Below are 14,066 nucleotides of genomic sequence, written 5' to 3' on the forward strand. Positions count from 1 at the left end.
CGGCACGGCTGCTTCAAAATCGTTCCGAATCACCGACAGCGTGAACAGGCGGCGCTGACTTGCGGTCGTCAGAATACGGGTCATAGAATGCTGAAACTCGCCAGGACGGTCACGCACCTGAATATCTGGATCGGCAAGGTCGCGGCATGGCTGATCGCGCCGATGTTCCTGCTGCTGATGACCGACGTGATCATGCGCTACGTCGTCGGCAGTGCGGCTATCTGGACCGCCGAATTCGCACAGCTGATCTTCGGCGGGTACGCGGTGATTGCCGGCGGGTATCTGTTGGTCGAGCGGGCCCATGTCAACGTCGACATCATCTATGGCAAGTTCAGCCGCGTGAACAAGGCGGTCGTCGATCTCGCTACTTCATTCCTGTTCTTCCTTTTCCTCGGGGTGCTGATCTGGCAAGGCGTCGACATGGCCTGGGATTCCGCGGCCAAGTTCGAGAGATCGTCCAGTCTCTGGAATCCGCATATCTGGCCGGTCAAGATCATCATCCCAGTCGCGGGCGTGCTGTTGCTGCTGCAGGGCCTCGTCCGGTTTGTCTCGGACATCCGCACCGTCAAGGGGCTGGAGAACGACCCGGATACGTTCGGCAAGCAGGCGACCGACGAACCCTCTCATTAGACGAACGGATCCATTGTGTCAGTCGAGCTTCTCACGCTTCTATTCTTCGGTTCGCTGCTGGTCTTCCTTTTCATCGGCACGCCGCTTACCTTCACCCTCGGCGGCATCTCGGTCGTCTTCCTGTACTTCACGATGGGGCCGGTCGGGTTCTACATCGTCGCGTCCAAGTTCTGGGACTCGATGATGAGCTTCACGCTGATCGCGATACCGATGTACGTTTATATGGCGATGCTGCTCGAGAAGTCGGGTGTCGCGAACGATCTTTACCGGATGATGCATCTCTGGTTCGGCGGCTTTCGCGGCGGGCTTGCGATCGGCACCGTAGCGATCTGCGCGATCTTTGCCGCGATGAGCGGGATCAGCGGCGCCGCAGTCGTGACGATGGGCACCATAGCGCTGCCGCGGATGCTGGAGCGCGGCTACGACAAGCGGCTCGCTGTCGGCGCGATCAACTGCGGCGGCGGCTGGGGCATCCTGATCCCCCCATCGATCCTGATGGTGCTTTACGCTTTGCTGACCGAGGTATCAGTCGGCCGGCTGTTCGCATCCGGAATCGGTCCCGGCATCCTGCTGTTCGTGCTGGTTTCGATCTATATCGGCGTTCGCGCCTGGTTGCAGCCATCGCTTGCGCCTGCATTGCCGATCGAGGAGCGCGGCGACTGGCAAACGAAGTTCGCTTCACTGAAAGCCGTGTTCTTGCCGCTGTTCATCGTGTTTCTGGTGCTCGGCGCCATCTTCGGCGGCTTTGCAACACCGACGGAGGCTGCCGCGCTGGGCGTGTTCGGCGCGCTGATCGCATCCGCCGTTCATCGCAGGCTGTCGGTGGCCGTGCTGAACGACGCGGCGATCCAAACCCTGCGCCTGACGGCGCTGATCATGTGGATCTTGTTCGCCGCGCATGCGTTCTCGACGGCATACACGACGCTGGGTGCCAGCGAGTTGATGAATCACCTGATGACGCTTGTTCCCGGCGGAAAGTGGGGAGCCCTCGCGTTCATGTTGTTCGTGCTGCTGATCCTGGGCATGGTGCTTGACCCGGTCGGGATCATGCTGATCACGCTTCCGGTGTTCCTGCCGGTGGTCCAGGCCTACAATTTTGATCCGATCTGGTTCGGCGTGATTTTCATCATTATGATGGAGATCGGCTATATGACACCACCTTTCGGCTTCAATCTGTTTTATCTGAAGAGCGTGGCGCCGCCGGAAGTCACGATGGGTGATATCTACTGGTCCGTGATTCCGTACGTGCTTGTGACTATGGTCGGTGTGCTGATCCTGATCGTTTTCCCGGATATCGCGCTGTACTTCCCGAACCTGTTCTTCGGCGTGGCGAGGTAGCAGCTTAACAGGTGAAGGACGCGGCGCGCCATTGTGCTGGCTCGCAACACAACTTCCAGCCGTCTACCGCGCGGTTCTACGTTTTTGCATCGCTCGCTCCGACTTTGCCGGCATCAACAGCCGCGAGGATGTGACCGGAAGTTTGCAGCCGAGCGTGACAGCAAGGCGATTGACACGGAGCGGATGTTTACGATTTCGGTGGGCAAACATCCGTTGCTACGCCTGCTCATTTCGCACCCCAAGAGACCATCGATCGTAGATCGCCTTGATCGCGACCTGGATCAATATCCGCGACATCTCCGTCGCGCAACGCGAACCCGAGACGAATTCGGGTGCACACCCTGGGCGAGACCCGCATCGCCCCGAAAATACAGACCGGCGATGCGATGGCTATCCCGGGAGGCGAGGAACAGCTCCATGGTGGCAATGTCGTCGGGCTTCGCCGCACCGCGGACGGCCCGACGCGAGCGCCTCTCGGCAATGGCCTGCACCTTTCGGATACCGCAGCCGGCGGCGGCGCTCGGTGATCACCACGCCCTTCGCAATCACGTGGACGCGAATGCTGCCGGGACCGAGCAGACAGGTCAGGCGCAATGTTCCGCCAAACGAAAACGGCGCCATCTTGCGATGGCGCCGCTTCGAAACCCGTGACGGCCGGCGTTAGCGCTTGTCGATCGGAACGTAATCGCGCTTTGTCACGCCGGTATAGAGCTGGCGCGGACGGCCGATCTTCTGTTGCGGATCCTCGATCATCTCGCTCCACTGGCTGATCCAGCCGACGGTGCGTGCGACCGCGAACAGCACGGTGAACATCGACACCGGGAAGCCCATCGCCTTCAGCGTGATGCCTGAATAGAAGTCGACGTTCGGGTAGAGCTTGCGGTCGATGAAGTACTGGTCGCTGAGCGCGATCTTTTCGAGCTCCATCGCCACCTTCAGCATCGGATCGTCGCCATGGCCAGTCTCCTTGAGCACGGCGTGACACATCTTCTGCATGATCTTGGCGCGCGGATCGTAGTTCTTGTAGACGCGGTGACCGAAGCCCATCAGGCGGACCTCGGAGCTCTTGTCCTTCACCTTGGCGATGAACTCGGGGATCTTGTCGACCGTGCCGATCTGATAGAGCATGTTCAGTGCGGCTTCGTTCGCGCCGCCATGCGCCGGGCCCCAGAGGCAGGCGATGCCCGCCGCGATGCAGGCGAACGGGTTGGCGCCGGAGGAGCCGGCAATACGCACTGTCGAGGTGGATGCGTTCTGCTCGTGGTCGGCGTGCAGGATGAAGATCTTCTCCAGCGCATCGGCGAGCACGGGGCTCACTTTGTAATCCTCGCAGGGCACCGCGAAGCACATGTTGAGGAAGTTCTCGGCAAAGCCCAGCGAGTTCTTCGGATACACGAAGGGCTGGCCGACGGTGTACTTGTAGGCCATCGCCGCCAGGGTCGGGATCTTCGCGATCATGCGCATGGACGCGATCATGCGCTGCTGCGGATCGTTGATGTCGGTGCTGTCGTGATAGAACGCGGCGAGCGCGCCGACGGCCGCAACCATGATCGCCATCGGATGGGCGTCGCGGCGGAAGCCCTGGAAGAAGCGGGCCATCTGCTCGTGCACCATCGTGTGATGGGTCACGCGATGATCGAAATCCTTCTTCTGCGCGGCGGTGGGCAGGTTCCCGTAGAGCAGGAGATAGCAGGTCTCGAGGAAGTCGCCGTGCTCGGCAAGCTGCTCGATCGGGTAGCCCCGGTACTCCAGGACGCCCGCGTCGCCATCGATATAGGTGATCTTGGACTGGCAGCTCGCGGTCGAGGTGAAGCCCGGGTCGTAAGTGAACAGGCCGGACTGGCCGTAAAGCTTGCCGATATCGACGACATCAGGCCCGACGCTGCCGCTGAGGATCGGAAGATCGTAACTCTTGTTTCCAACCGTCAGAGTGGCGGTCTTGTTGCTTGGTTTTGCGTCCATCGTAGGTCCCCGATGTGTGGTGAAACGGGCCGGAGCCGGAGGCGCCCCTAGGGAGATAATGGGGGCAGGCCGGAAGTTCCAGAATGTACGGGGAGATGGGTATATTATTGCTATGTGCGCTGCAAGATCGCCGCGCGCATGGTCGACTTACGTCGTAGATTGATCCTTAAGCCGGTCGAGGCTCTCCTGGCGCCCCAGGACATCCAAAACCTCAAATATACCAGGCGACGTCGTCCGTCCGGTGAGCGCCGCCCGCAAAGGCTGGGCGACGGCGCCGAGCTTGAGACCATTTTCCTCGGCAAAGGCGCGCAGCGCGGCTTCGGTGGTGGAGCCGCTCCACGTCCCGACTTTCTCCAACGCGGAATGAAGCCGGCCGATCAGCCTGCGGTTTTCTTGTGTCAGCAACGCCTGCGCCTTGGGATCGGGCGTCAAGGGCCGGTCTGCGAAAATGAAATGGGCGCCGTCGATCAGCTCGATCAGCGTCTTGGCGCGCTCCTTCAGGGCCGGCATGGCCTTGAGAAGCTGTGCCCGTGTCGTGTCATTTAACTTGGCCTTAATCTCGTCGCGGCTCGGCACGACGTGGTCGAGCACGTCCTCGAACATCCTCACGAGCGATTGATCGTCGCTGTGGCGGATGTAGTGGCCGTTGAGGTTCTCCAGCTTGGCAAAATCGAAGCGGGCGGCGGCACGGCCGACGCTGGCAAGATCGAACGCCGCGATCATCTCCTCCGTCGAGAAGATCTCCTGGTCGCCATGGCTCCAGCCGAGCCGGACGAGATAGTTGCGCAGCGCTGCGGGCAGGTACCCCATGGCGCGGTAGGCATCGACGCCGAGCGCGCCGTGCCGCTTCGACAGCTTGGAGCCATCCGGCCCGTGAATGAGCGGGATATGGGACATGCTGGGCAGCGTCCAGCCCATTGCATCATAGATCTGCTTCTGGCGCGCGGCGTTGATCAGATGGTCGTCGCCGCGGATGACGTGGGTGACGCCCATGTCGTGGTCGTCGACCACCACGGCGAGCATGTAGGTCGGGTTGCCGTCGCCGCGCAAAAGGACGAGGTCGTCGAGGTTCTCGTTCTGCCAGACCACGCGGCCCTGAACCTGGTCCTCGATCACGGTCTCGCCGGTCTGCGGCGCGCGCAGCCGGATGGTCGGCTTGACATCGCTCGGAGCGGTCGCGGGATCGCGGTCGCGCCACATGCCGTCATAGAGGCGGGTACGGCCTTCGGCGCGCGCCTTCTCGCGCATGGCGGCGAGCTCCTCGGCGGTGGCGTAGCAGCGATAGGCCTTGCCGTCGGCCAGCAGCTGCTCGGCGACCTCGCGGTGGCGGGCGGCGCGGGCGAACTGGTAGATGACATCGCCGTCCCAGCCGAGCTCCAGCCATTTGAGGCCATCGAGGATGGCCGCGATGGCAGCCTCCGTGGAGCGCTCCCGGTCGGTGTCCTCGATCCGGAGCAGCATCTTGCCGCCATGCTTCTTCGCATAGAGCCAGTTGAAAAGCGCCGTGCGGGCACCCCCGATATGGAGAAAGCCGGTCGGCGAGGGAGCGAAGCGGGTGACGACGGAATCGGACATTCTTGGCAGGGCCCATGCATTGGAAGCGGTGGTGTATAGCAGGCCCGGAGCATAACTAAAGCCCGACGGCGGACGGCAAGGCCTTGGCGCGGCGACGCGAATTTGGCAGAAGGACCGCTGATTTCCTTACAGGATTTTCGTGATGACAGAACCGGTGGCAGCTGAGGTTGGGCGCGATTTCATTCGTGACATCATCCAGGCCGACCTCGAGCAGGGCAAGTACAAGGAGATCGTGACCCGGTTCCCGCCGGAGCCGAACGGCTACCTGCATATCGGCCACGCCAAGTCGATCGCACTCAACTTCGGCATCGCCCAGGAGTTTCCGGGCCGCTGTCACTTGCGCTTCGACGACACCAACCCGGTCAAGGAGGAACAGGAATACATCGATTCCATCCAGGCCGACGTGCGCTGGCTCGGCTTCGACTGGGGCAAGAACCTGTTCTATGCCTCGGACTATTTCGACCGCCTGTACGAATGGGCGGAGCAGCTGATCCGCGACGGGCTCGCCTATGTCGACGACCAGAGCCAGGAGGAGATCCGTCTCTCGCGCGGCACGCTGACCGAGCCCGGCAAGAACTCGCCGTTCCGCGACCGCAGCGTGGAGGAGAATCTCGACCTGTTCCGCCGCATGAAGGCCGGCGAATTCCCCAACGGTGCGCGCGTGCTGCGGGCCAAGATCGACATGGCCGCGGGCAACATCAACCTGCGCGACCCCGTGCTGTACCGCATCCTGCATGCGCACCATCCGCGCACCGGCACGAAGTGGAGCATCTATCCGAGCTACGACTATGCGCATGGCCAGTCCGACGCCATCGAAGGCATCACGCATTCGATCTGCACGCTGGAGTTCGAGGACCACCGGCCGCTCTATGACTGGTTCATCGAGAAGCTGCCGGTGCCGTCCAAGCCGCACCAGTATGAGTTCGCGCGGCTGAACCTGACCTACACGCTGCTGTCGAAGCGCGTGCTGACCCAGCTGGTCCGCGACGGTCATGTCGCGGGCTGGGACGATCCGCGCATGCCGACCATGGCAGGCATGCGCCGCCGCGGCGTGCCGCCGGCGGCCTTGCGCGAATTCGTCAGGCGCATCGGCGTCGCCAAGGCCAACAGCGTGGTGGATGTCGGCATGCTCGAGTTCTGCATCCGCGAGGAGCTGAACCGCACGGCCCAGCGCCGCATGGCGGTGTTGAGGCCGCTGAAGGTCGTAATCGAGAATTATCCGGAAGGGCAGACCGAAGAGCTCGAGGCGATCAACCATCCCGACGACGCCAGCGCCGGCACGCGCAAGATCACTTTCGGCCGCGAGATCTATATCGAGCAGGACGACTTCATGGAGAACCCGCCCAAGAAGTTCTTCCGTCTGTCGCCGGGCAACGAGGTGCGGCTGCGTTATGCCTATTTCGTCAAATGCACCGGCGTGATCAAGAACGACAAGGGCGAGGTGGTGGAGCTGCGCTGCACCTACGATCCCGCGACCAAGGGCGGCAACGCGCCCGACGGCCGCAAGGTCAAGGCGACCATGCACTGGCTGCCGGCCGCGACTTCGAAGCCGGCGGAGATCCGCATCTACAACCAGCTTTTCGCCAATCCGACCCCAGACGCCTCCAATTTTGCAGCCGATCTCAATCCGAACTCGCTGGAGATTCTCTCCGACGCGCGGGTGGAGGCTTCCGTTGCCGAGAGCAATTCGACCGAGCCGATGCAGTTCGAGCGCCAGGGCTATTTCGTGCGTGACAAGGACTCGACGCCTGGCAAGCCGGTGTTCTCGCGCACCATCGGCCTACGTGATACGTTTGCGAAGGAAGTCGCCAAAGGCTGAGGGAGCGGTCATGAGCAGTGAGGCCGGCGAGATCGTTTCCGCCATCATCTCGAAATGGTGCGCAGGCTTCGCAAAGCTCGACGCCTCGGCGCTGTCGTCGCTGTATTCGAAGAACGCGTTCTTCTTCGGCTCCAATCCGAAACTCTATCGGGGCAGGGACGGCGTCGCCGACTATTTCAACGGCTTGCCGCGCTGGCGCAAACCGAGCGCCGCGTTCTCGGATGTACAGGCGGCTCAGTCGGGTCCCGACCTCATCAACATGGCTGCGACCATCTCGTTCGATCTTGCCGGCGAGCGTGCCGATCTCATGGTCAAGATGAGCTGGGTGATCGTCCGCGAGGACGGCGACTGGAAGATTGTCAACCACCATGCCTCCTCGCAGGCGCCGCTGATCTGACGTGCCTCGCCGCACACAGGATCCTCATCAGGTGCTGGAAACGAACGTGGGGCTGGTGCGTTGAGTGGGATCCAAACAGGGATCCGGCCATGCAGAACATTGCAGAGCATATGGAAGTGATCGGCGCCGACGGCGTTCATGTCGGCACCGTCGATCGCGTCGAGGGCAATCGCATCAAGCTGACCAAGAAGGACAGTGGCGAGGGCAGTCACAAGGGTCACCATCATTTCATCGACAAGGGCCTCGTTGCCGACGTCGAAGGCAACAAGGTCCGTCTGTCCGCCAAGGCGTCGGTGGCCGTGACGATGGAAGAGGAAAAGTAGGGCGCTCGGCCGCTTGTTCCTGATCTGTACCGCTATCTGAGCAGTCGCACCTTCCAGTAGCCTCGTCGCCCGTCGCGTATCGCAAGGTGCAGGGGGAATGGCGGAGCGGAGCCGGCCAGTGCGCTCCCAGGGAGTCGCCGGGACGTGGCCGGTCGGCCGTGTCGCGCCCGCTGGCGGCTTCGCGCCGGCTGACCTTGGCCTTTGGCCCGCCATCGCCGAGACGCTGCGCCAATGGGCCCGCGCCGAGGCGGGGCCCGGCCGGTTGTTGCCCTGGGTGCCGGTCGCCTTCGGGGGCGGGATTGCACTCTACTTCGCCGCGGATCACGAGCCTGTGCTGTGGGTCGTGGCAACGACAGCGGCCGCGCTGATGCTCGGCGCGGTGCTGCTGCGGCGGAGCCGCCTGTTCGCCCCCGCCATCATGATCGCAGCGGTCGCCGTCGGCTTTGCCGTCGCGACCTGGAAGACCGCGCGCGTCGCTCACACCGTTTTGGCAAAGCCGCTCTATTCGGTGTCGCTGTCGGGGTTCGTTGAAGCGCGGGACATCCGCGAGCGCACCGATCGTTTCGTGCTGCGCGTCACCGCGATGGAGGCGCAGCGCAGCGACATCAAGCTCGAGCGCGTGCGTCTTTCGGTTCGGAAGGGAACGGCACCGGAGGTCGGCAGCTTCGTGCAGCTGAAGGCCCGGCTGCTGCCGCCGATCTCGCCGGTGCGCCCCGGCAGCTATGATTTCTCACGCGACATGTTCTTCCAGGGCATCGGCGCCTCCGGCTTCGTGATGGGCACGATCACGGCGTCGACGCCGCCGGATGCCGGCGGCTTGCGGCTGCGCTACGCGGCTTTCATGCAGGGCCTGCGCGATGCGATCGACGGGCGCATCCGTGCCACGCTCGAAGGCGACAACCGAGCGATCGCGACGGCGCTGCTCACCGGCCGGCGTGATGCGATCACCGCGCCCGTCAACGACGCCATGTTCGTCTCGGGGCTGGGCCATGTGCTGTCGATCTCCGGCTACCACATGGCGGTCGTCGCCGGCGTCGTATTCTTCGCAGTGCGCGCGCTGCTGGCGTTGATCCCGGGACTGGCGGCCGGCTTCGCGATCAAGAAGTGGTCGGCGGCAGCGGCGCTGGTTGCGGCTGCGTTCTACCTGCTGCTGTCGGGCGCAGAGGTCGCGACGCAGAGGTCGTTCTTCATGACGGCGGTGGTGCTGATCGCCGTGATGGTGGACCGCCGCGCCATCACGTTCAGGACGCTTGCGGTGGCCGCACTGATCGTGCTCGCGGTCGCACCGGAGGCCCTGGTTCATCCCAGTTTTCAGATGTCATTTGCCGCAACGCTCGGGCTGGTGGCGCTGGTGCAGATCGGCATGCCGAACCTGCTCGCATCGCCCGATCATTCCGCAACGGCGCGGATCGCGCTGTGGGGCGGCCGCGAGATCGCGATATTGTTCCTGGCCTCCTTGATCGCCGGGCTTGCCACCACGCCCTATGCCGCCTTCCACTTCCACCGCGTGACGCCATACGGCGTGCTCGCCAATCTCGGCGCGATGCCGGTGGTCTCGGCGCTGGTGATGCCGGCCGGGCTGTTGGGGCTGCTCGCGGCGCCGTTCGGGCTCGACGGCGTGTTCTGGTGGCTGATGGGGATCGGCATCGACTGGATGGTCGCGGTCTCGCGCTGGGTGGCGGCATTGCCCGGCGCGGTCGGCCGCATTCCCGCGTTCGGGATCGCGCCGCTGATCGCGGCGAGCCTCGGGATCATCGTGATGGGCCTGTTGCGCACGCCCTTGCGCTGGTCCGGTGCGCTGGTGCTGTTTGCCGCGATCATCTGGGGGCTGTCGGTGCGACAGCCCGATATCCTGATCGCCGGGGACGGCGCGAGCGTCGCCGTGCGGGGCAGGGACGGGCATCTGCATGTGATCCGCGCGAGCAGGGATGGCTTCCTGCTCAAGCAATGGCTGGCTGCCGACGGCGATCCCCGCGACGCCGGCAGTGCCTCGCTGGCCGACGGTGTGTCTTGCGACGCGTCCGGCTGCGTCACGGCCTTGGCTGACGGGCGCTTGGTCGCGCTTTCTCTCCGCATCGACGCGCTGGCGGACGATTGCAGCCGCGCCGCGCTGGTGGTGACGGCGCGGCCCGTGCCCCCTGATTGCGCGGCGATGGTCATCGACCGGCCGCGTCTGGCCAGTCAGGGTGCACTGGCTCTGACGCGGAGCGGCGAAGGCTTCTCGGTTCAGGCCGTGAGGGCGCGCAGCGCAAGCCGCCCCTGGTTGCCGGCGGGCGCCGGCGAGGGAGACTTCGACGGCAGCCTCGCGCCGAAGACGGCACTGCCCCGCAATCGGGACGCAACGCCATCGGATGCCGACTTGCAGGCTGACGATGGAGGATAGACGGGACCAGGCGAACCGACGGGCTTCCATGAACGCACCCATACCATCTCGCCGGCCGCGGCCGGCGATGGCATTTTGATCCTGGTTCTCGACCTCTCGGTCGGGACGACGGCTTCAGTCGATCGACAGGCGGGTGATCGTCGACCGGGTCCCGGCGGCGATCTGCGGCTTGTGCTCGCGCTCGCCAATTGTCTGGGTCACCGGCAGCTGCAGCACGGTCGCGCGCTGGCCTTCGACCAGCTGTGTCACCAGCACGGACTTGCCGTCCGGGAATTCGATCGCGTCATGATGGCGATCGGGAATGTGCGGGTCGATCTTGCCGAACTTGCCGACGCGGGAGTTGACGGTGCGCGTCCAGATCCAGCGATTATCGTAACGGACGTTGTCGGCAAAAGCGAGCTCGGTGCCCGGCAGCAGGCAGACTGCGACGGAGAGATCGGCTTCAGACGCGAAGCCGCGCGTTGAGGTGCCGCGGAACGTTGTCGTGACGATGGTCTCGCCGACTTCGGCCGGGCGCGTCGCGATGGCATGCAGGCTGTAGTCACACATCGGGTGCTCCTCATGTGAAGATGACCCGCACCTCTTTGAGGCGCAGGCCTCCAACAGGGTGGAAGCACGCAACGCTCTGCTTCGTTGTAGGCAAATCTGCGGCTGCGTCCGCAGGCCGCGATCACATTATCTTTCCCCAATCCAATAGGAACAAAGCTCGCTTCGGAGCATTTTCGGCAGCCGCATACGATTGCTCTGCAGACGATGCGGCGATCGTGCAACAGCCACACGACGCCGATGCTGCCATCAGCGCTGCTGCGCTTCCGCTCAAAGCGAACCGACGCGCGGTCGTCGCTTTGAATCGGCGGGCGGCGATGCTGCTCGCAAGCAAGCCTGAGACATCGCGCGGGAGAAAAAGGGGCCGGATAATCTGCGCAGAACCAGAAAACCATCCAGCCGGAGCGATCTTCATCCGCGCCACAAAGCTCGGACGCTGGATCCGCTCAGTACTTCCGGTAAAGCCCGATCAGCTTGCCCTGAATTTTCACGCGGTTCGGCGGCAGGATGCGGACCTCGTAGGCGGCATTGGCAGGCTCGAGCGCAATCGAGGCACCGCGGCGGCGGAAGCGCTTGAGCGTGGCCTCCTCGTCATCGATCAGCGCCACCACGATGTCACCGGTATTGGCACTCTCGTTGCGCTGGATCAGAGCCATGTCGCCGTCGAGGATGCCGGCCTCGACCATCGAATCGCCGCGTACCTCGAGCGCATAATGCTCGCCTGAGCCGAGCATGTCAGGCGGCACGCTGATGGTGTGGCTCCGGGTCTGCAACGCCTCGATCGGCGTGCCGGCTGCGATGCGCCCCATCACGGGCACCGCAACGGGACGCTCGCCTTCGTCCGCAGGCGGGCTGGACGTGGGGCGTATCCTCCCGAGATTGCCCTCGATGACGCTAGGCGTGAAGCCGCGGCGGCTGCCGGCAGCGGCCTGGAGCTCCGGCAGCTTGATCACCTCGATGGCACGGGCCCGGTTTGGCAGGCGGCGGATGAAGCCGCGTTCCTCGAGCGCCGTGATCAGGCGATGGATGCCTGACTTCGAGCGCAGGTCGAGCGCATCCTTCATCTCATCGAAGGATGGCGGCACGCCGCTCTCCTTCAGACGTTCGCTGATGAACCGCAGAAGCTCGTATTGTTTGCGCGTCAACATCTCGACCAAAGTCCCCCGGTTGATGTCGTTCGATTCCGAGACGATGAATTTCGGCGATAAGGCCGCTACATCTCGAAACAAATCATGAACGGACACTATATGTTCGATATGTGTTCCGCAACTGCTTAATTTACGGTGAACGGGGCGGAGTTCGCGGAATGCGTGTGGCCCTGCAGCTCAGACCGGAAGCCGCAGCACCTCGCATGGCGTGCCGGCTTCGGCCTTCGGCGCGAACGGTGCGCGCACGAGAAGTACCTGTGCCGCAGCAAGATTCGCAAGCAGCGAGGAGTCCTGATGGCTCACGGGAACGGCAACGAGCGCGCCGTCGTCGCGCAGCTCCAGGCGTGCGCGCAGATAATCCTCGCGCTGGTCATTGGCACCGAGGTCGCGACCCAGCACGGCGCGCTCGCGCTGATGATGAATCATTGAGCGGCCCGATAGCGCACGAATCAGCGGCACCATGAACAGGAAGGCGCACACGTAAGATGATACGGGATTGCCGGGCAGGCCGATCACGCGCATCGCGCCGAGCCGGCCGTGCATCATCGGCTTGCCGGGCCGAATCGCGATCTTCCAGAACGCCATCGAGATGCCTTCGTCCCTCAGCGCCTGCTGGACCAGGTCGTGGTCGCCGACCGACGCTCCACCGGTGGTGATCAGGATGTCGGCACCGCTCTCGCGGGCGCGGCGGATGCCGGCGGACGTGGACTTCAGCGTATCGGCGGCAACGCCGAGATCGATGGTCTCGGCGCCCTCGCTGCGCGCGAGCGCGTGCAGGGCGTAGCCGTTGGAATAGACGATCTGGCCGGGACCGGGCGAACTGCCCGGCGCAACCAGTTCGTCGCCGGTGGCAAGGATCGCGACCTTCGGACGGCGGCAGACGGCGAGCTGCGGGTGATTCATCGCCGCGGCCAGCGCCAGATCGCGCTCGGTGAGGCGGGTTCCCTTGCGCAGCAGCACATCGCCCTCGCGGAAGTCGACGCCGGCGGGGCGGATGTGCCGGCCGGGAACCGCGGCCTCCTTGATCGTGATGAGCTTTCCTTGGGCGATCGTGTCCTCCTGGATCACAACCGCGTCGGCGCCATCGGGAACGACGCCGCCCGTGAAGATTCGTACGGCTTCGCCGGCGCCGACCCTTCCAGCGAACGGACGGCCCGCTGCGACCTCGCCCGTTACCGTCAGCCTGGAATCGATCGTGGCCGCATCGGCCGCCCGCACTGCGTAACCGTCCATCGCCGACATCGCCTCAGGCGGTTGCGTGCGCCGCGCCGCGACGTCGCGCGCGAGCACGCGATGGTAGGCCCCCTCGAGGGAAACCGTTTCTTCGGCCAGCGGCTCGGCCCCGGCCAGCACCGCCGCGAGCGCGTCAGAAACCGGCATCAGGGCCACGGGCGGAAACTCCTGCTGAGCAGATCGCAAATGCGGCGAGAGTTCTAGCGGAGTGCGAACGCGAGGCAAAGCGGGAAGCAGGATGATTTATCCTGCGTCATCAATGAGGCTCAACTCCGCCTGGGCATGGTCCGGAAGGTGAGACAGACCGGCATGAGGATGGCCATGGCGAGCACGAGAAGAACGAGCGCCGCGGCCAACGTCGGTCAACTTCCGCTTGGTCGGCCCCAGCCGTCGTTCGAGGCGACGTCGGGCGCTTTGGGGCCTTGATCCTTGTCTGGCAGAGGGTCGGCCTGGGACTTCAGGTCGGCGGCCTTGCTGATCAGCTTGGCGGAAAGTTCAGAATCCGAGGTGGTTCTGGCGAATTCAAGCAGCAGAGAAGCCTGCCTGGTGAGATAGGTTTTGCCCAGCACGTGGATAAGTCCAATGTAGAAGTCCCAACGGACTCATGAGTCCGTTGGGTGGTATTCTGTTCCGGGAACTCCGTATAAAAATGCACAAAGGCCTCGGGTTCCTGAGCTGCGCCAATCCAGTTCCGGGAACCGTGTCGTGACGC

General features: G+C 63.9%; 12 protein-coding genes. 6 read left to right on the top strand and 6 right to left on the bottom strand.

The features are described 5' to 3' along the window. Window positions 1–87 precede the first annotated feature (87 nt). Window positions 88–630, top strand: a complete 543-nt coding sequence (locus K408_RS0125395; protein WP_024341289.1) for a TRAP transporter small permease subunit — start codon at window positions 88–90, stop codon at window positions 628–630. 15 nt (window positions 631–645) lie between these two features. Further along, entirely contained in the window at window positions 646–1,968 is a 1,323-nt protein-coding gene (locus tag K408_RS0125400) for a TRAP transporter large permease (RefSeq protein ID WP_024341290.1), read from the top strand. Window positions 1,969–2,628: 660 nt separating this feature from the next. Here K408_RS0125400 and gltA read toward each other — a convergent pair. After that, window positions 2,629–3,930 (bottom strand): citrate synthase, encoded by a 1,302-nt coding sequence (gltA, locus tag K408_RS0125410; RefSeq protein WP_024341292.1) that lies wholly within the window; start codon window positions 3,928–3,930, stop codon window positions 2,629–2,631. 147 nt (window positions 3,931–4,077) lie between these two features. Next, window positions 4,078–5,505: a glutamate--tRNA ligase gene (gene gltX / locus K408_RS0125415; RefSeq protein WP_024341293.1), complete on the bottom strand. Its 1,428-nt coding sequence runs from the start codon at window positions 5,503–5,505 to the stop codon at window positions 4,078–4,080. Between the two features lie 142 nt (window positions 5,506–5,647). Between gltX and K408_RS0125420 the strand changes: the two genes are divergently transcribed. The 4 genes from K408_RS0125420 to K408_RS0125435 all read left to right on the top strand — a co-directional run bounded on the left by K408_RS0125420 (window position 5,648) and on the right by K408_RS0125435 (window position 10,427). Further along, window positions 5,648–7,324, top strand: coding sequence for a glutamine--tRNA ligase/YqeY domain fusion protein (locus tag K408_RS0125420; protein WP_024341294.1), 1,677 nt, complete (start codon window positions 5,648–5,650; stop codon window positions 7,322–7,324). Window positions 7,325–7,334: 10 nt separating this feature from the next. Then, entirely contained in the window at window positions 7,335–7,721 is a 387-nt protein-coding gene (locus K408_RS0125425) for a nuclear transport factor 2 family protein (RefSeq protein WP_024341295.1), read from the top strand. 89 nt (window positions 7,722–7,810) lie between these two features. Further along, window positions 7,811–8,044 carry a DUF2171 domain-containing protein gene (locus K408_RS0125430; protein WP_024341296.1) on the top strand — a complete coding sequence of 78 codons (234 nt, stop codon included), beginning with the start codon at window positions 7,811–7,813 and terminating at the stop codon, window positions 8,042–8,044. A 97-nt stretch (window positions 8,045–8,141) separates the two neighbouring features. Further along, entirely contained in the window at window positions 8,142–10,427 is a 2,286-nt protein-coding gene (locus K408_RS0125435) for a ComEC/Rec2 family competence protein (RefSeq protein WP_024341297.1), read from the top strand. Between the two features lie 114 nt (window positions 10,428–10,541). On the opposite strand, the gene K408_RS0125440 is transcribed toward K408_RS0125435, so the two are convergent. From K408_RS0125440 to K408_RS0125455, 4 genes are all read right to left on the bottom strand, one after another. Next, on the bottom strand, window positions 10,542–10,976 hold the full coding sequence (locus K408_RS0125440) for a hypothetical protein (protein ID WP_024341298.1): 435 nt from the start codon (window positions 10,974–10,976) through the stop codon (window positions 10,542–10,544). Between the two features lie 443 nt (window positions 10,977–11,419). Then, on the bottom strand, window positions 11,420–12,121 hold the full coding sequence (gene lexA, locus K408_RS0125445; protein ID WP_024341299.1) for a transcriptional repressor LexA: 702 nt from the start codon (window positions 12,119–12,121) through the stop codon (window positions 11,420–11,422). 177 nt (window positions 12,122–12,298) lie between these two features. Next, the gene (locus tag K408_RS0125450) at window positions 12,299–13,510 is read right to left on the bottom strand and encodes a molybdopterin molybdotransferase MoeA (RefSeq protein ID WP_024341300.1); all 1,212 of its coding nucleotides are present in this window, start codon (window positions 13,508–13,510) and stop codon (window positions 12,299–12,301) included. Between the two features lie 206 nt (window positions 13,511–13,716). After that, entirely contained in the window at window positions 13,717–13,923 is a 207-nt protein-coding gene (locus tag K408_RS0125455) for a hypothetical protein (protein ID WP_024341301.1), read from the bottom strand. Window positions 13,924–14,066: the final 143 nt, after the last annotated feature.

The sequence above is a fragment of the Bradyrhizobium sp. in8p8 genome (assembly GCF_000426845.1).
Lineage (GTDB): Bacteria > Pseudomonadota > Alphaproteobacteria > Rhizobiales > Xanthobacteraceae > Bradyrhizobium > Bradyrhizobium japonicum_C.